The following is a 17,037-nucleotide window of genomic DNA, read 5'->3' on the forward strand; positions in this document are numbered from 1 at the left end:
ATCGCTTTCGCCCATCGCCACCATGGGGTGCGGCACCCATAATGACGACACCGTTTCGGTCAATGAATGTTGACAGGGGATTGCTCGAAACAGGAACTCGCATGAACGACATCCTTGATGGGCGATACACGGAGCCGGACGCCGGCCCCGCCGTTCCGCTGAGCGAAATCCAGAAAGAGCAGTGGCTGTTCGGCCATTACGGCGACGCTGCCGCGCTGGCGCTCGCCCGACTCACCGTGGTGCGGCTGGACGGTCCGCTGCAGGCTGCCTTGCTGGAACAGGCGGCCGCCTGCCTGTGGCGCCGGCACGCCGGCCTGCGCATCGGCTTGTCGACCGACGGCCACGTGCAGCGCGTGCATGACGCGCTGCCGCTGCCGTGGACGCAATGCGATTTCTCACCGGAGGGCGCAGCGGCGGAAGCGCGTCTCGCCGCGCACATGCAGGCGCGCCTGCACACACCGTTCGACCCGACCGTACCGCCGCTGCTGCAACTGGAGCTGGTGCGCCTGGACAACGATAGCCATGCCCTGCTGCTGCACGCACACGAGCTGGTGCTCGACCGCGGTGCGACCGGCCGCCTGCTGGCCGAACTGGCGCATGGCTACGGCGAGCTTGTCGCGGGCCGGGAGCCGACGGCAACGCCAATGCCGTCGCTGCAGACCGACGACGAGACGCCCGCTGAGACACTGGCCTGGTGGCGCTCGCGCTACGCTACGCTGCCCGATCCCCTGACCCTGCCCGCCGACCATCCGGCGCCGATGCGGCCACAATTCGACGCGGTGGGCGCGCGGCGCGTGCTGCCGGCATCCACGGTCGCCGGCCTGCGGCAGCTGGCGCAGCGCTGCGGTGTGGCGCTGCACGAACTGCTGTTCGGCGGTTACGCCGCCTTCCTCATGCGCATGAGCGGACAGCGCGACTTTGCCGTCGGCGTCCCGTTGAGCGTACAAGGCGGCCCGCTGCACACCTTGCCGGTGCGCCTGGGCGTCGAACCGGCGGAGAGCGTGGCCGGGCTGCTCGCCCACGCCGCCGCCGCGCTGCGCGATGCCGAGACGCACGGCCAGGTCACCGTGATGGGCCTGCTGCGCGCGCTGGACTTGCACCGCCGCGGCGCCGAGGCCGCGCTCACTCATGTCTCGTTCGAGTTCGATCCGGGCATGCCGGCGTTCGCCTTCGCCGGCCTGCGCCACCACGTGCTCGACGGTGGCCGCGTCGCGCTGCCGGGCGAACTACAGGCCAGCGCGACGCTGGAAGACGACGCGCTGGCCATCGATTTCCACGGCACCGCCGCCCGCTTCACCGCCGCCACGCTGCAACGCTGGCTGGGCCATTACGCCACCTTGTTGGAAGCGCTCGCGGATACGCGCGATCCGGCGACGTTGCAGCTCGCCGAGCTGCCCCTGCTGGACACCGCTGGCCGCGCGCAGGTGATCGAGGAGTGGAACAACACCGCGCGCGACTACGACCGCAGCCTTGGGCTGCCAGCGCTGCTCTCGGCGCAGGCGCAGCGCACGCCCGGACGCATCGCCGCCGAATGCGCCGGCAAATCGCTGGACTATGCCGCGCTGGAACAGCGCACACACGCACTGGCATCGGCGTTGGCGCGGCGCGGGATCGGGCGCGGCGACCTCGTCGGCGTGTACGTGCCGCGCAGCCTCGACATGCTGGTCGCGGTGCTCGGCATCCTGCGCAGCGGCGCCGCCTATGTGCCGCTGGATCCGGAGTTTCCGCACGAGCGGCTCGGCTACATGGCCGAGCATGCCGGCCTGCGCCATCTGCTGGTCACGCCGGCCCTGCACCCACCGCCCGCGTTGGTCGCGGGACGCGAATGCCTCGTGATCGGCGAGCTTGCCGCCGAGGCGCCGGGCCATGCGGCGCTGCCGGCCGTGCGCGGCGAGGATCTGGCCTATGTGCTCTTCACCTCCGGCTCCACCGGCCAGCCCAAGGGCGTGCGCATCCTGCACCGCAGTCTGGTCAACTTCCTCAGGAGCATGCGCGAGCAGCCGGGTTACGGCGCCGGCGACACGCTGTGCATGGCCACCACCTTGTCGTTCGACATCGCCGGCCTGGAGCTGTATCTGCCGCTGATCAGCGGCGGCCGCATGGTGATCGCCACGGCGGCCGAGTACACCAACCCGCTGGGGCTGTGCGAACTGATCGCCCGCAGCGGCTGCACGGTGTTCCAGACCACGCCGTCGTTGTTGCGCCTGCTGCAAGGCATCGGCCGCGAGGATGCGCTGCGCAACCTGCGGCTGTTCGTCGGCGGCGAAGCAATGCCGCTGTCGCTGGCGCGCACGCTGGCCGGGCGCTGCCCCGAGCTGTGGAATATGTACGGCCCCACCGAGACCACGATCTGGTCCTCGCTGGCGCGCATCGAGCCGGGCATGGATTCGATCCCGCTCGGCAAGCCGATCGCCAATACCCGGCTCTACGTGCTGGACGAGCACGGCCAGCCGGTGCCACCGGGCGTGGTCGGCGAGATCTGGATCGCTGGCGATGGCGTGGCCGACGGTTACCTGCACCGCCCCGACCTCACCGCCGAGCGCTTCGTGGACGACCCCTTCGCCGACGGCCGCATGTACCGCAGCGGCGACCGCGGCTACTGGCGCGATGGCCAGCTGTATTTCAGCGGCCGCGCGGACGACCAGATCAAGATCCGCGGCTACCGCATCGAGCCGGGCGACATCGAGGCGGTCGCCGCTGCCGAGCCGGGCGTGCGCGAATGCGTCGCCGTGGCACGGACGTTCAGCGACAACGACGTGCGGCTGGTGTTGTACGTAGCCGCCGCGGACGACGGACTGGCCGAACGCCTGCGCGCACGCCTGTACCAGCAACTCCCCGCCTACATGCAACCGCAGCACATCGAGCGGCTGGACACCCTGCCCAAGACGCCGAACGGCAAGATCGACCGCAAGGCGCTGCCGCGGCCATCCGGGGCCGCGCGGCGCGGCGCCCGGGCGCAGGCAGGTGCGCTGACCGATCCGCGCCAGGCTTATCTGGCCGCGATCTGGTGCGAGCTGATCGGCATCGATCAGGTCGGTGTCGACGACAGTTTCTTCGACCTGGGCGGCCATTCGCTGCTGGCGGCGGAGATGGTGGCGCGCGTGCAACGGGAGACTTCGGTGCGACTGCATCTGCTCGACGTGGCCTCCGGCACGCTGGCGACGCTGGCCGCCGAATTGCCCGCGAAGGCAGATGACGCGCCGCGGTTGCGGTTGCCGTTGCTGCTGCGCATGCATCGCTGGCTGGGACTGAGCCTGTGGTTCGCCATGAGCAAGACAGGGGAGATCGGCCTTGATTGGCTTTGCCAGTGAAGTCTTTGCGATATCGGCGCTAGCCCTCGTGCACGTCTTCGTGGGCTACCCGCTGTGGATGCTCGCGCTGGCGCGCTGGCGGCCGCGCCCGGTGCAGCGGCGCGTGTGGACGCCCCGTGTCACCGCGGTGCTCGCGGTGCACGATGGCGCCGCGCACGTGCAGGCCAAGCTGGCAAATCTGCTCGCGCTGGACTACCCGTCCGCGCTGCTCGACATCGTGGTGGCCTGCGACGGCTGCCGCGACGACAGTGCGGCGCGCTGCCGGCAACTGGGCGATCCGCGCATCCACGTGCTCGAGTTCGACACGCGGCGCGGCAAGGCCTCCTGCGTCAACGACGCGGTGGCGCACGCGCGCGGCGAGGTGCTGCTGATGACCGACGTGCGCCAGCGGCTGGAACCGGATGCGCTGCGCCGACTGATCGCCGACCTCGGCGATCCGGGCGTGGGCGCGGTGGGTGGACAGCTGCGCCTGTTCGACGCGCAGACCGGCTTTGCCCGCGGCATCGACGCCTACTGGCGCTACGAGACGCTGATCCGTATCAGCGAGAGCCGCTCGGGCTCGGCAATCGGCGTCAGCGGCGCGCTTTACGCGATGCGCCGCGAACTGTTCCGCCCGCTGCCGCCGGGCACCGTGCTGGACGACGTGCTGGTGCCGATGCAGGTGGCCGCAGCCGGCTTGCGCGTGGTCTACGAACCGATGGCGGTGGCCTGGGACGGCACCTCGCAGCAGCCGCGCGAAGAGCAGCGGCGCAAGATCCGCACGCTGGCCGGCAACTACCAGCTGATCCAGCTGGCGCCCTGGCTGCTGCTGCCCTGGCGCAATCCGCTGTGGTTCCGCTTCGTCAGCCACAAGCTGCTGCGCCTGCTGGCGCCCTGGCTGCTGCTGGCGCTGGCACTCTCGGCGGCGCTGCTGGCGACGCACCATGTACTGTTCGCGATGACTGCGCTGGCGCTGGCCGCGGGGCTCGCCGCGGTAGTGGCCGGGCGCTTCCTGCCGGCGCTGGGCGGGCGCTTGCCGATACGGCTGCTGACCGCCTTCTGCTATCTCAACCTGTTCGCCGCGCAGGCGCTGCTGGCGTTCGCGCGCAATCGGAGGTTGCACCTGTGGTGAGCATTCGATGCAAGCGGATCGACCCGGTGGCGGCGCGCCGCGGCCTTGAGGCGGGGCTATCCCGCAGGTGGCGCGCATGTTCCTGCTGATCCTCGTCTACCTGTGCTTCGCGATCGTCCGCCCGCAGGACTTCCTGCCGGGGATGGCGAACCTGCCGGTGATGTCGATCACCTTGCTGCTGGCCTTCGTCGGCTGGCTGCTGCGCGGCGCGCGCACCTCCGGCGCGCCGCAGTTCCTGCTGCTGCCGGTGTTCGTGCTGATCGCGATGGCCTCGGAGGTGATCAGCGGCTGGAGCGGCGGCATGCAGTACGTGATCGAACAGATGGGGCCGTCGCTGATCGTGTTCTTCGTGCTGGCGAGCGCGCTGGACAATCCGCGCCGCACCGCCATCGCCTTCGCGGTGATCGGGCTGTGTGCGATGGTGCTGGCCCTGCACAGCGTGCAGCAGGCCGAGCAAGGCGTGGGCTGGACCGGCATGACCCTGGGTGAGGACGGGCGCATCCGCTACGTGGGCATCTTCAACGACCCCAACGACCTCGGCCTGCTGTTCGTGATGGCCTTGCCGATGGTGGTCTGCCTCGCTTCGCGCGCCGGCTTTTTCGGTCGCTGGTTCTGGCGCATCGGCGCAGTGCTGCTGCTGTTCGGCGTCTACCTGACCAAGTCGCGCGGCACCCAGCTGGCAGTGCTGCTGATGGGCGCGGTCTGGCTGTGGCAGAAGCGCGGGCTTCTGACCGCAGGCTCGCTGGGTTTCGTCGGCCTGGTCGGCCTGATGCTGATGCCCTCTACGCGCATGAACGACCTGGACCCGGACGAAGAGTCCGCCTTCGGCCGCGTGGATGCCTGGTACGAAGGGCTGGACATGTTCAAGACGCATCCGCTGTTCGGCGTGGGCTTCGGCAACTTCACCGACTACAACACGCTCACCGCGCACAACTCCTTCGTGCTGGTGCTGGCCGAGACGGGTTTCCTGGGTTTCATGACCTGGCTGGCCTTCGTCGGCTACTGCTTCTGGATGATGTGGCGCCTGCTGCGGCTGCAGACCGGCCTGGCAAGGGCGGTGCAGGCCACAGTGCACGCGGTGGCGGCGGTACGCCCGCAGGCGCGCCTGGCGCTGGCGCCGCCGCTGCCGGTCGACGTCGACGTGGTGCAGCGCCGGCAAGCCCTGGTGCGCGGACGGGTCGGCGCGACGGCGAATCCGGGAACCGCGCCGGACCAGCACGACACCGCGGCCGAGGCTCGCCAGGCCCGCGCCGAGCAGGCACTGTCGCTGACCTTGTTCTGCGCGCTGTGCGGTTTCTTCCTGGCCGCGTTCTTCCTCAGCCGCAGCTACAACATCATGCTCTACACGCTGGCCGCGGTCGCGGTGGGCCACTACGCCAACATGCGCCAGCGGCACGACACGCTGCCGCGTTTCGCCCTTTCCGTCAGCGGCTGGCGCTGGTTGCCGATCGCACTGGTGAGCGTGGTCGCGCTCTACATCCTGGTCGCCATCCTGTTGCGAACGTCATGAACCATCGCTCGCTCGCTCTGCGCAACACGTTGTTCTCCTCGCTGGGGATCTATGTCGAGTACTTCCTCGGCATGGTCTGCGCGGTGCTGATCGCGCGCCACCTGGGGCCGCGCCAGTACGGCATCTACGGCCTGTTCATCTGGTTCGCGGCGATCGGCATCGTGGTGACCAACTCAGGCATCACTACCGGCGTGATCAAGTTCGTCGCGGAGTTGCGCGGCAGCCGCCAGCCGGAACTGATCCGGCCGATGCTTGCCTACATGCGCGGTGTGCAGCGTTGGCACCTGCTGGTGGTCCTGGGCATCGGCCTTGGCCTGTTCGTACTGCTCGGGCACCGCTATGCCGCCGAGCTGAGCACGCTGGAGTTCGTCTTGCTGGCAGCCGCGGTGGGTATGCGTGCGCCATACATGTTCAACGTGGCGATCGCCAAGGGCTTCGAGGCCTTCGACGCGACCGCCCGGATCACCCTGATAGCCGCGCCGACCAACCTCGTACTGGTGATCGCGGCAATGCTGCTGCACGGCGACATCCTGTGGTTCGTGGTGATGTACGCGATCTCCAGCGCGATGTTCCTGCTTGCCTCGCAGTACCAGGTGCACCGGCTGCTGGCGCCGCTGCCGCGCATCGGCAAGCTGCCGGCGGAGCTGCTGCAGCGCATCCGCCGGCACCTGCGCATCGTCTCGCTGACCATCATCGTGAGCTTCCTGATCGCCAGCGACGTGGAGATCCTGTTCCTCAACATGTTCGCTACCCCGGCCGCAGCGGGTTACTTCAAGGTGGCCTACCAGCTGGCCACCGGCATCATGCTGCTGGTGCCCGGCGTGTTCAGCGCGGTGTTGCTGCCGATGATGGCGAAGGCGCTGAGCGAGGGACGCGCCGAGGGCGGCCGCCGCTTCGTCGCGGTGACCTCGTACCTGGCCCTGCTCAGCGCGCCGGTGGCGGTATTCGGCATCTGCTTCGCGGCTGCGGTGATCGGGCTGCTGTACGGTCCGGCCTTTGCCGCCGCGGCGCCGGTGTTCGCGCTGTGCATGCTGGCCAGTGCGGTGGGCACCTCGGGACAAGGCGCGACCAGCCTGCTGGTGAGCGCCGATCGCCAGCACGTGATCCTGACGCTCACCTTGCTGTTCGGCGTGTTCAAGATCGCCATGGACGTGACTCTGATCCGCCACTTCGGGCTGCACGGGGCGATGGCGGCGATCGTCGTCGCTGCGCTGACCAGCTCTTCGGCCTTCCTGTGGCTGGGCATGCGCGTCGGCGGCTTGCCGCTGGAATGGCGCCGGCTCGCGCGCATCGTGCTGGCCGCCGTGCTGGCCGGCGCGGTCGCCTCGCTGGTACTGCCGCTGCATCTGCCGCCGTTGGCGACGCTGCTGCTGGGCGGACCGCTGCTGGTCGCGGCCTACCTGCCGTTCACATTGTGGCTGCGCTGCTGGACCCACGCCGACATCGAGCAGCTGAAGGAACTGCACGGACGTTTCGCGGCAGGGCGCCCGCTGCTGCTGGGGCGCCTGCTGGCATGGTCGGGCGCGCGGGCGGGGCAGCAACCATGAGCGTCTACGAACACATGTTCCGCCGGGTGCTCTACCCGGCCTACGAATCGGGCCTGCGCCGGCGCCGCACGCTGGCCTGGCTCGCCGACTACGAACGCGACCAGTGGCTGGCGCCCGAGCAGATCCTCGCGTTGCAGTGGGAACGGCTGCAACGCTTGCTGCAGCATTGCGAGCAGCACGTGCCCTGGTATCGCCGGCGCTGGCGCGAGCTGGGCATCGCGGCGGCGGACATCCGCAGCCTGGACGATTACGCGCGCCTGCCGGTGCTGGGCAAGGACGAGATCCGCGAGCACTTCGACGAGTTCAAGGCCGACGGCTGGCACGACCGCCTGCTGTACAAAGCCACCGGCGGCTCCACCGGCCAGCCGATGCGCTTCGGCTACACCCGCGAGAGCAACGAGCGGCGCACCGCCGTGATGTGGCGCGGCTACGACTGGGCCGGCGCGCGCATGGGCCGGCGCACGCTGTTCGTGTGGGGTGGCGCGGTGGGTCGGCCGCATCCACTGCATCAACTGAAGGAGCGGCTCTACCAGGCCGCGTTCGCGCGCCGGATGCTCAACAGCTTCCATATGACCGACGCCAACCTGGGCGAATACGCCGACGCCATCGACGCGTACCGGCCGGAGGTGATCGTGGGCTATGTGGGCCCGCTGGTGCGCCTCGCGCAATGGCTGCTCGAACAGCAGCGCCGGGTGGCGCAACCGGTGTCGGTGCTCGGCGCGGCCGAGGCGCTGCACGACTTCCAGCGCGAACTGATCGAGCGCGCGTTCGGCTGCCCGGCCTACAACACCTACGGCTGCCGCGAGGTCATGCTGATCGCGTCCGAGTGCGAACAGCGGCACGGCCTGCACGTCAACGCCGACCATCTGGTGGTGGAGCTGCACGGCGCGGCGGCAGCCGGCGCCAGCGGCGAGGTGCTGCTCACCGATCTTTCCAACTACGGCATGCCGCTGTTGCGCTACGCCAACGGCGACATGGCCACCGCCAGCGCGGAGACCTGCCCGTGCGGGCGCGGCCTGCCGCTGCTGGCGCACGTGGACGGCCGCAAGCTGGACGCGATCCGCACGCCCGACGGCCACCTGCTGCCCGGCGAGTTCTTCCCGCACATGCTCAAGGACGTGCCGGGCCTGCGCCGCTTCCAGCTGGTGCAGCGCCGGCTCGACCGGCTCGAGCTCGCGCTGGTCTGCGACGACCGCTTCGACGACGCTTCGATGGCGTACATCCGCCACGAGCTGGCCAAGGTAGTCGGCGACAGCGTCGCGCTCGACTGCCGCATCGTCGACGACATTCCCCTGACGCCCAGCGGCAAGCTGCGCGTCACCGTTTCCGCCCTTGCCGCTCCGCCCGCATGAATGCATCGATGAACATCACCCACGTCGTGGAAAACCTCAATCGCGGAGGGCTGGAGCGCGTTGTGCTCGACCTGGTCAAGCTGCAGCAGCAACAAGGCCACCGCTGCCAGGTGGTGTGCCTGTTCGAACGCGGCACGCTGGCGCACGAGCTGGATGCCGCGGGCATCCCGGTGCATGCCTGCGGCAAGCGCAGGGGGTTCGATGTCAAGGCGCTGTCGTGCGTGCGTCGGCTGATCCGCGCCCACCGCACCGACGTGCTGCACAGCCACAACGCGGTGGCGCACTACCTCGCGGTGCTGGCCAGCCTCGGGCTGCACGTGGGCAAGGTCATCAACACCCGCCACGGCATGGGCGGCATGCAACGCTGGAACCGCGCCGAGATGCTCTATCGCGCCAGCCTTGCCCACACCGACGCGGTGGCGATGGTCTGCGAGGCCGCCTGCAACGGCGCGATCGAGCATGGCCTGGTGCCGCAGCGCAAGCTGCGGGTGGTACCGAACGGCGTCCGTGTGCAGGAGTTCACCGTCGCCTCGCCGGCCGCGCGCGCACGCCTGCGCGAGGCGCTCCGGCTGTCGCCGCAGACACGCGTGATCGGCACGGTGGGACGGCTCAACTGGGCCAAGGATCAGGCCAACCTGATCCACGCCTTCCGCCACGTGCACGAGCAGCTGCCCGACAGCGCGCTGGTCATGATCGGCGACGGCAGCCTGCGGCCGGAGCTGGAGGCGTGCGCGCGCGACGAGGGCGTGGCCGGCGCGGTGCATTTCCTCGGCGATCGCAGCGACGTGCGCGATTTGCTGCAAGGCCTGGATGTGTTCGTGTTGTCCTCGGTGAGCGAAGGTTATTCGATGGCCTTGCTGGAAGCCTCCGCCACCGCGTTGCCGATCGTCGCCACCGACGTTGGCGGCAACCGCGAGATCGTGCTGCACGGCGTCACCGGCTCCATCGTGCCGGCGCGCGACGCCGAGGCATTGGCACAGGCGGTCCTCGCACTGCTGCGCAATCCGGAGCACGCCGCGCGCCTCGGCGCGGCCGCTCGCGCGATGATGGAGGCCAGCGGTTCGCTCGAGGCCATGGCGGTGCGCTATGCCGCGCTCTACGAGCCACGGAGGCAGGGCGCATGAAGGTGTTGGTGCTGACCAACCTGTTCCCCACGCCCTGGGATCCGCTGCGCGGCGCGTTCAACCGCCAGCAGTTCGAGCGGCTGGGCCGGCGCCACGCGCTGGACGTGCTAACCGCGGTGGATTTCCGCGAGCGGCTGCGCGGCCGGCGCGGCAATGTGCAGGTGGCGGGGCTGGGCACCGACCATTTCGTATTCGTCTACCCGCCGCGATTCGGCCGCGCGCTGCATGCGGCGTGCTGGCTGCTTTCGCTGCTGCTACAGCGCGGCTGGCGACTGCGCGCAGCCGGCTACGACTGCATCCTGGCCAGTTGGGCTTACCCCGATGCGGTGGCCGCCGGCTGGCTGGCGCGCCTGCTCAGCATTCCGTACGTGGTGAAGGTGCACGGCAGCGACCTCAACGTGCAGGCCACCCATGCGCTGCGCCGGCCGCAGATCGCCGCCAGCCTGCGCGCCGCCGCCGCCGTGGTCACGGTGAGCCGGGCGCTGGCCGGCAAGGCGGTGGCACTGGGCGCCGACGCGGCGCGCGTGCACACGCTCTACAACGGCGTCGACAGCAAGCGCTTCGCGCCCGGCGACCAGGCCGCGGCGCGTGCGCGGCTCGGCCTGGAGGACGACGCCGGGCCGCTGCTGCTCTACGTCGGCAACCTGAAGGAGAGCAAGGGCTGTCTCGATCTGCTGGAAGCCTTCGCGGCGATGGAGCATGCACAGGCACGGCTGATCTATGTGGGCGAAGGCCCGTGCCGGAGTGCCTTGCTTGCGCGCGCCCGTGCGCTGGGCATCGACACGCGCGTGCGCCTGGCCGGCGCGATGCCGCACGACGCGCTGCCCGACTGGTTCCGCGCCGCCGACCTGCTGTGCCTGCCCAGCCACAACGAAGGCGTGCCCAACGTGGTGCTGGAGGCGATGGCCTGCGGCACCCCGGTGGTGGCCACGCAGGTGGGCGGCATTCCCGAAGTGGTGCCCGCGCATGCCGGCCGGCTGGTGCCACTAGGCGACCGCGCGGCGCTGGCCGGCGCGCTGGCGGAAGCCACGGCGCAGACATGGGATCATGCCGCCATCGTGGATCACGCGCGCAGCTTCAGCTGGGAGGCCAACATCGACCGGTTCGATACCATCCTGCAGCAGGCCGCACGTGTCGGCGCCGCGGCGGAGGCGCTGCGATGAGCATCCGGCCCACGCGACGACAGCTGCTCGGCCTGCTGCCCGAACGGCTGGTGCTGGTGCGCGGCCCGCGCGAACCCGGCGCGCTCTATCTCAGCTTCGACGACGGCCCGCATCCGGAACACACGCCCCACTTGCTGGACTTGCTGGCCCGGCACGGCGTGCGGGCGAGCTTTTTCCTGGTCGGCCAGCGGATCGAGCAGCACCCCGCGCTGGTCGAGCGCATCGTGGCGGAGGGCCACGTCCTGGGCAATCACTCGTACAGCCACCCGATGTTCCGCCGCCTCAGTCTGCGCGAGCAGCTCGACGAGGTGGAACGTACCGACCGGCTGCTGGCGGGCTTCGACCGCGCCGGCCCGCACCGCTTCCGGCCACCGCGCGGCGACGTGTCGCTGCCGCTGCTGCTGGCCTTCGCGCGGCGCGGGCGCAACCTGGCCTATTGGTCCTACGACAGTCTCGACTACCAGCCGCGCCCGCCCGCGGAGCTGGCCGCGCGATTGCAGCGACGGCCGCCGGTGGACGGCGACGTGCTGCTGATGCACGACGACAGCAACTGTGCCGCGCAGATCCTCGCGCACCTGCTTCCCGCGTGGCTCGCCGAGGGGCGCAAGCTGCATGCGCTGCCGGCGGTGGCCGCATGAGGATTCTCTATCACCACCGCACGCGCGGGCGCGACGTCGAGGGTGTGCACATTCGCGGCGTGGTCGGCGGCTTGCGCCAGCTGGGCCACGAAGTGGCCGTGATGTCCTTTCCCGGTGCGGACCCGGAACAGGAGCAGACCCACGGCGCAGCGAAGCCCAAGCGGCGCGGACATCTCGGCGCCCTGGTCTCGCGCATGCCGGGCGTGCTGTTCGAGGTGCTGGAACTGGGCTACAACCTGGTCACCCTGGTGCGCATGCGCCGCGCGTTTGCGCGATTCAAGCCGCAACTGATCTACGAGCGTTATTCGCTGTTCCTGTTCGCCACCTTGTGGCTGGCGCGGCGACACGGCATTCCGGTGATCCTGGAGATCAACGATTCCGCGCTGGTCGAACGGGTGCGCCCGCTGTGGCTGAAATCCCTGGCGCGGCGCATCGAAGGCTGGTGCCTGCGCCAGGCGACCGGGCTGGTGTTCATTTCCAGCTACTTCCAGCAGCAGGCCAGGGCCGCCTACGGCGACATCGCCCCCTCGGTCGTGTCACCGAATGCGGCCGACCTCGCCCGCTTCGATCCGTCCCGCCATGACCGCGAACGCCTGCGCGCCGAGCGCGGCGTGGCTGGACGCGTGGTATGCGGCTACGTCGGCGCGTTCGTGCACTGGCACGGCGTCAACGGTTTCGTGGAGGCGATCGCCGCGCGGCTGACCGAGGTGCCCGAGCTGGTGCTCGTGCTGGTCGGCGATGGCCGCAGCCTGCCCGAGGTGCGCGACCTGGTACAGGCACACGGCCTGGCCGACCGCATTCTGCTGCCCGGCCGGGTGCCGCACAACGAGATTCCCGCCTGGATCGCCTGCATGGACTACGCGGTACTGCCCGATTCCAACCGCTACGGCTCGCCAGTGAAGCTGTTCGAGTTCATGGCGATGGGCGTGGCGATGGTCGCGCCCGACTATGCGCCGGTGGCCGAGGTGATCGACGATGGCCGCACCGGCTGGCTGTTCCCGCAGCGCGAGTTGCTGGCTTGCGTACAGCGCGTGCTGCAACTGGCCGCGCAGTCCGACGAACGCCTGCGCGTCGGCGCAGCCGCGCGCGAGTACATCGTGCGCGAACGACAGTGGCGCAACAACGCCGAGCAATTGCTGGGACTTCTGCCGGAGGCACAGCGATGAACATCGTGCTCGCCGTACTCGCCACCCTGGTGCTGGCCGCCGTCGCGGCAGTGGCGCTGGCGATCCGCTCTCGCAACATGCAGATCTGGCTGGGCAGCTACCTGCGCCGGCGCCCGCCGCCGCGTCCGGCCCGCGGGCCGGTGCACGTGATGTTCGCCTTCGTCGACCACTTCGAACCGAACTGGGGCCGCGTCGACCTCGCCACCCAGCGCGCCCGCGTCGACCGCTGGTGTCGCGACTACCGTGCGCTGGCCGACCGCCACCGCGACGCCGACGACCGCCCGCCGCAGCACAGCTTCTTCTATCCGGAAGAGGAATACGTCGAGGAACACCTCGACAAGCTGGCCGCGCTCTGCGCCGACGGCTACGGCGAGATCGAGATCCACCTGCACCACGACAACGACACGCCGGAAAATTTCACCGCCACCATCGCCCGCTTCAACGCACTGCTGCACGAGCGCCATGGCGCGCTGCCGCGCGATCCACGCACCGGCCAGCTGCGCTTCGGCTTCATCCACGGCAACTGGTGCCTGGACAACTCACGCGCAGACGGCCGCTGGTGCGGCCTCAACAACGAGCTGATCCTGCTGCGCGAGCTGGGCTGCTACGCCGACTTCACCCTGCCCTCCGCGCCCAGCGACACGCAGACGCGCATGGTCAACAGCATCTACTACGCCACCGACGACCCGTTGCGCCCGAAATCGCACGACAGCGGCGTGCCGGTGCGCACGGGCGGCTCGCCCAGCGGCGACTTGATGATCGTGCAGGGACCACTAGGCCTGAACTGGCGCGAGCGGCGCCTGGGCCTGGTGCCGCGCATCGAAAACGCCGACGTGCGCCGCGGCTGTCCGCCCACCCCGGCGCGCGTGGACCACTGGGTGCGCACCGGCATCCACGTCGAAGGCCGGCCCGAATGGATCTTCGTCAAAGTGCACACTCACGGCACCCAGGAGCGCGACATGGATACCTTGCTGGGCGAAGCGGCCGAGCGCATGCACGCGCACCTGGAGCAGGCCTACAACGATGGCGAGCGCCACGTGCTCCATTACGTCACCGCACGCGAGATGTACAACATCATCAAGGCTGCCGAGGCGGGGCGTAGCGGCAATCCGCACGACTATCGCGACTTCGAGCTGCCGCCTCCGCCGCACCGTGTGCGCAGCGCAATGGCGACCGCCGCACGCGAGGCGGTGGAATAGCTCAGCCGGCCGGCGCCGCCTTCGGCGCCGGGAAATGCTCCTGCAGCCAGCCTTCGACATGGCCGAACAGGCGCTCGCGGTCGCAGACCAGGGTGTAGGTATGGTCGGTGCCGTCGAGCAGGTCCATGCGCAGCGCCGGATGCCCCGCCACGGCGCGGCCATAGCATTCGCGGAACTGGCGTGGGTGGTTGAACTGCTCGCCGATGCCGCCGCTGTAGACGAAGTACAGCTTCAAGCCGCGCGCCAGCATCTCGACGAGCTCGCCGCGCACCTGCTCACGGGGTGGATAGATGCTGCCGAAGGTGACTTCCTCCGGCTCCACCACCTGGCGCAGCTTGCGCGCAAAAAAGCCGTGCCAGCGCGCGGGACTGAGCAGCCTCGGCAGGTAGTGGCGCAGCTTGAAGCCGGGGGTGCGGTAGATGTAGCCGTCCAGGAAGATCGCGCCGGCCACGCTCGCCGTGGCGTGCGCGGCGATGTGCGCGCTCTGCGCGCCGCGGCACAGGCCGACGAGCACGAAACGCGTGCAGCCGGCATGGCTCGCCAGCAGCGCGGCGGCATCGCTCACGTCGGCGCGTACCTGCTGCTCGCGCGAGCCGGCTTCCGCACTGGCGCCGCTGTCGCCCATGGTGGACAAATCGAAGCGCAGGCTGGGATAGCCGAGCGCATTGAGCCGGCGGGTCAGGTCCACGTGCAGGCGGAACGGGCCGACGCGATGCATCAGGCCGGTGTTGAGTACGATCACGCCCACCGTGGCGTGTGCGCCGGACGGCAGGCCGGCCACGCCCACCAGGTGCTGGGCGCGGCCGAAGCGGAAGACTCGCTCGGGCATCATGCGGCCTGCTCCACCGCCTCGCTCACCAGGCGCAGCAGGTCGGGGGCGAGGATCGCGTGCTCCAGCCGGTGCAGGTCGCCCCAGTACGTGCCCGGCTGCATCGCGGCCACCTGCGCGCCGGCCTCGGCCAGCGGCGACCAGCCACCCGCCGCCTCAGGCAGCGAGTCGACAATCACGGTAGGCACCCGTGCCGGTTCGGCACGCCAGGCGGCTACCTGTGCGCGCCAGTGCGGGCTGACCGGGAAACCCAGCCACTGCCCATCCGCGTCCGCTGTACTGCGCGGGCGGGCATAGTGCAGCGGGTCGTTGCGCAACGCCTCCTGCCAGGCGTCGAGCTCGGCCACATGCCTGGCCCCGTCCAGCACCGGGTCCCACAGGATCAGGCGCGCGAAACCCACCGCCGGTGCCGCTGCCAGCGCCAGGCTGCCGCCCAGCTGCGCGCCGAAGCCGATCACCCTGGCGCAACCGCTGCGCACACGCAGTTCGGCCGCCGCGCTGCGGATGTCGGCAAGGCAGTGCTGCCAGTCCAGCGCCAGGCTGTCGCCGGCCGAATCGCCGCTGCCGCGGTAGTCGAAACGCAAGCTGCAAATGCCGCGCGCGGCGAGACCGACAGCCAGTTGGCGGTAGATCCGATGCGTGCGCATCAGCGCCTGGCCCAACGGGGGGCACAGCAACACGCCCATCGGCGCATGGCCGGCGACGCCGTGGTACACCCCCATCAGCGTTCCGTCGCGACCGAACTGGCAGGGCTCCGATGCCGGCGTCATCGCTGGTAGACGACCCCGAAATAGACTTCCGTCTCCCGGTAGCCCTCGCCCGGCGCGGTGCTGGTGCGATGCTGGTTGACCACGGACACGCGCCAGCTCCAGTGGCTGTTCATGAACTGGCGCAAGGCGACGCCGACGTTGCGCGTGGTGTCGCGACGCGCCAGCGTGGTGTAGTCCTCCCGCTCGATGTTGGCGAAGCCCGAGAGCGTCAGCCGCGGGTTGATGCGGTAATTCACGCCGAGATCGCCGCCGCGCCCGGTCTGGTCGGGCTGCAGGCCTTCCAGGTAGTGCAACTTGCGGTACCACGGCGACAGGCTGACGGTGAGACGGTCGCCGATGTAGTCGTAATGGCCTTCCACGCGCTGCTCGAGATAGACCCCGCTGCCGATCACCGCGCCGCCGGTCTGGATGCTCAACGGTGGCGTGAGCGGCGCGCCGTTGTCCATCGGGTCGGCCAGGCTGATGAGATCCTGCGCGGCATCCGAGTAATTGCGCATGTAGGCGACCCCGAACGCATTGCGGGCGTTCGCATGCCACTTGAGGCTGGCGCGCACAAGCGGGGTGGAGGCCGAGCCGTAGCCGCGATCGAAGCTGAGGTGCGACCAGCCTGCCGCCACGTCCAGGTCCAGTTTCGCGAGCTTGCGCACGTAGCGTACGAACGCCTCGTCGCGGCTGTAGTTCACCTCGCTGCTGTCGTCGAAGTTGACCTCCTGGGCCTCCAGGTTGAATGAGAGCTGGCTTGTCGGCGAGACGTCGCGGATCAGCCGCAGCGCGCCGTCGCCGCGCGAGGAGTCGAACTGGGTGGTGCGCGAGGCGCGGCTGTTGATGTAGCGCAGCTCCGCCTGGCCGTGCAGCGCGCTGCCCAGGTTGAAGTACAGGGTCGGGCCCACCGTCAGCACGTTGGTCTGTTGCTGGTTGCCAGGCCCGTTGCTGGCCAGCGAGGAGATCGGCTGCACGCTGGCGTAGTCCTGCGCCATGAAATCCAGCCGCTGCGGCAGCACCGTCCAGTTCACCTGGCCGGCCAGCTCGCCGAACTTCTGGTTCGCGTAGTTGCCGCCCAGATAGTCGCGGTATTCCGCTCCGCCGGCGACGTGTGCCTGCAGTGTCGCGCCCCGCTGGTCGTAGTCGAAGCCGAAGCCGGGAACCAGCAACCACTGGCTTGCCGGCGCCGTGTCGCTGAGGTTGATGTTGTCGCTGTGCTCGACGCCACCGTACAGCACGTAGTCGAACTGACCGGCGACCGCCGGACCGGCGGTAAACGCCAGGGCCAGCGCGATGGTGCGGGCGAGTCGGTTAGATGCGGGCATGGCTGCCTCC

General features: G+C 69.8%; 13 protein-coding genes. 10 read left to right on the forward strand and 3 right to left on the reverse strand.

Going from position 1 to position 17,037, the window contains the following annotated elements:
• The first annotated feature begins 101 nt into the window (after positions 1-101).
• From ISP14_RS07280 to ISP14_RS07325, 10 genes are all read left to right on the forward strand, one after another.
• Positions 102-3,311: a non-ribosomal peptide synthetase gene (locus tag ISP14_RS07280; RefSeq protein ID WP_404537640.1), complete on the forward strand. Its 3,210-nt coding sequence runs from the start codon at positions 102-104 to the stop codon at positions 3,309-3,311.
• A gap of 28 nt (positions 3,312-3,339) precedes the next feature.
• Entirely contained in the window at positions 3,340-4,422 is a 1,083-nt protein-coding gene (locus ISP14_RS07285; RefSeq protein ID WP_404537642.1) for a glycosyltransferase family 2 protein, read from the forward strand.
• Positions 4,423-4,498: 76 nt separating this feature from the next.
• The gene (locus ISP14_RS07290) at positions 4,499-5,932 is read left to right on the forward strand and encodes an O-antigen ligase family protein (protein WP_404537644.1); all 1,434 of its coding nucleotides are present in this window, start codon (positions 4,499-4,501) and stop codon (positions 5,930-5,932) included.
• Entirely contained in the window at positions 5,929-7,479 is a 1,551-nt protein-coding gene (locus ISP14_RS07295) for an oligosaccharide flippase family protein (RefSeq protein ID WP_404537646.1), read from the forward strand. The genes ISP14_RS07290 and ISP14_RS07295 overlap by 4 nt, the downstream gene beginning before the upstream one ends.
• The gene (locus tag ISP14_RS07300; RefSeq protein ID WP_404537648.1) at positions 7,476-8,831 is read left to right on the forward strand and encodes a phenylacetate--CoA ligase family protein; all 1,356 of its coding nucleotides are present in this window, start codon (positions 7,476-7,478) and stop codon (positions 8,829-8,831) included. The genes ISP14_RS07295 and ISP14_RS07300 overlap by 4 nt, the downstream gene beginning before the upstream one ends.
• Before the next feature lie 8 nt (positions 8,832-8,839).
• Entirely contained in the window at positions 8,840-9,955 is a 1,116-nt protein-coding gene (locus ISP14_RS07305; protein ID WP_404537650.1) for a glycosyltransferase, read from the forward strand.
• Entirely contained in the window at positions 9,952-11,118 is a 1,167-nt protein-coding gene (locus ISP14_RS07310) for a glycosyltransferase (RefSeq protein ID WP_404537652.1), read from the forward strand. Before ISP14_RS07305 ends, ISP14_RS07310 begins: the two co-directional genes overlap by 4 nt.
• Positions 11,115-11,756, forward strand: coding sequence for a polysaccharide deacetylase family protein (locus ISP14_RS07315; protein WP_404537654.1), 642 nt, complete (start codon positions 11,115-11,117; stop codon positions 11,754-11,756). Before ISP14_RS07310 ends, ISP14_RS07315 begins: the two co-directional genes overlap by 4 nt.
• Entirely contained in the window at positions 11,753-12,922 is a 1,170-nt protein-coding gene (locus ISP14_RS07320) for a glycosyltransferase family 4 protein (RefSeq protein WP_404537656.1), read from the forward strand. Before ISP14_RS07315 ends, ISP14_RS07320 begins: the two co-directional genes overlap by 4 nt.
• Positions 12,919-14,121, forward strand: coding sequence for a hypothetical protein (locus ISP14_RS07325; RefSeq protein ID WP_404537658.1), 1,203 nt, complete (start codon positions 12,919-12,921; stop codon positions 14,119-14,121). Before ISP14_RS07320 ends, ISP14_RS07325 begins: the two co-directional genes overlap by 4 nt.
• Before the next feature lies 1 nt (position 14,122).
• Here the strand turns inward: ISP14_RS07325 and ISP14_RS07330 are convergent, their stop codons facing one another.
• Genes ISP14_RS07330 through ISP14_RS07340 form a run of 3 tightly spaced genes read right to left on the reverse strand, consistent with a single transcriptional unit; the run spans position 14,123 to position 17,027 of the window.
• The gene (locus tag ISP14_RS07330) at positions 14,123-14,953 is read right to left on the reverse strand and encodes an alpha/beta hydrolase family protein (RefSeq protein WP_404537660.1); all 831 of its coding nucleotides are present in this window, start codon (positions 14,951-14,953) and stop codon (positions 14,123-14,125) included.
• Positions 14,950-15,672, reverse strand: coding sequence for an alpha/beta fold hydrolase (locus ISP14_RS07335; protein WP_404537662.1), 723 nt, complete (start codon positions 15,670-15,672; stop codon positions 14,950-14,952). The genes ISP14_RS07330 and ISP14_RS07335 overlap by 4 nt, the downstream gene beginning before the upstream one ends.
• Before the next feature lie 44 nt (positions 15,673-15,716).
• Complete coding sequence (locus tag ISP14_RS07340; protein ID WP_404537664.1) at positions 15,717-17,027, reverse strand: outer membrane beta-barrel protein; 1,311 nt, start codon at positions 17,025-17,027, stop codon at positions 15,717-15,719.
• Between the last annotated feature and the right edge of the window lie 10 nt (positions 17,028-17,037).

The organism is Dyella agri, assembly GCF_044904705.1.
Lineage (GTDB): Bacteria > Pseudomonadota > Gammaproteobacteria > Xanthomonadales > Rhodanobacteraceae > Rhodanobacter_A > Rhodanobacter_A agri.

Bases quoted from the DNA above. Each gene is read 5' to 3' on its own strand.
- ISP14_RS07315 (WP_404537654.1), top strand. From the start codon at position 11,115: ATGAGCATCCGGCCCACGCGACGACAGCTGCTCGGCCTGCTGCCCGAA.
- ISP14_RS07300 (WP_404537648.1), top strand. From the start codon at position 7,476: ATGAGCGTCTACGAACACATGTTCCGCCGGGTGCTCTACCCGGCCTAC.
- ISP14_RS07340 (WP_404537664.1), bottom strand. From the start codon at position 17,027: ATGCCCGCATCTAACCGACTCGCCCGCACCATCGCGCTGGCCCTGGCG.
- ISP14_RS07335 (WP_404537662.1), bottom strand. From the start codon at position 15,672: ATGGGGGTGTACCACGGCGTCGCCGGCCATGCGCCGATGGGCGTGTTG.
- ISP14_RS07320 (WP_404537656.1), top strand. From the start codon at position 11,753: ATGAGGATTCTCTATCACCACCGCACGCGCGGGCGCGACGTCGAGGGT.
- ISP14_RS07280 (WP_404537640.1), top strand. From the start codon at position 102: ATGAACGACATCCTTGATGGGCGATACACGGAGCCGGACGCCGGCCCC.
- ISP14_RS07310 (WP_404537652.1), top strand. From the start codon at position 9,952: ATGAAGGTGTTGGTGCTGACCAACCTGTTCCCCACGCCCTGGGATCCG.
- ISP14_RS07305 (WP_404537650.1), top strand. From the start codon at position 8,840: ATGAACATCACCCACGTCGTGGAAAACCTCAATCGCGGAGGGCTGGAG.
- ISP14_RS07325 (WP_404537658.1), top strand. From the start codon at position 12,919: ATGAACATCGTGCTCGCCGTACTCGCCACCCTGGTGCTGGCCGCCGTC.
- ISP14_RS07295 (WP_404537646.1), top strand. From the start codon at position 5,929: ATGAACCATCGCTCGCTCGCTCTGCGCAACACGTTGTTCTCCTCGCTG.
- ISP14_RS07290 (WP_404537644.1), top strand. From the start codon at position 4,499: ATGTTCCTGCTGATCCTCGTCTACCTGTGCTTCGCGATCGTCCGCCCG.
- ISP14_RS07330 (WP_404537660.1), bottom strand. From the start codon at position 14,953: ATGATGCCCGAGCGAGTCTTCCGCTTCGGCCGCGCCCAGCACCTGGTG.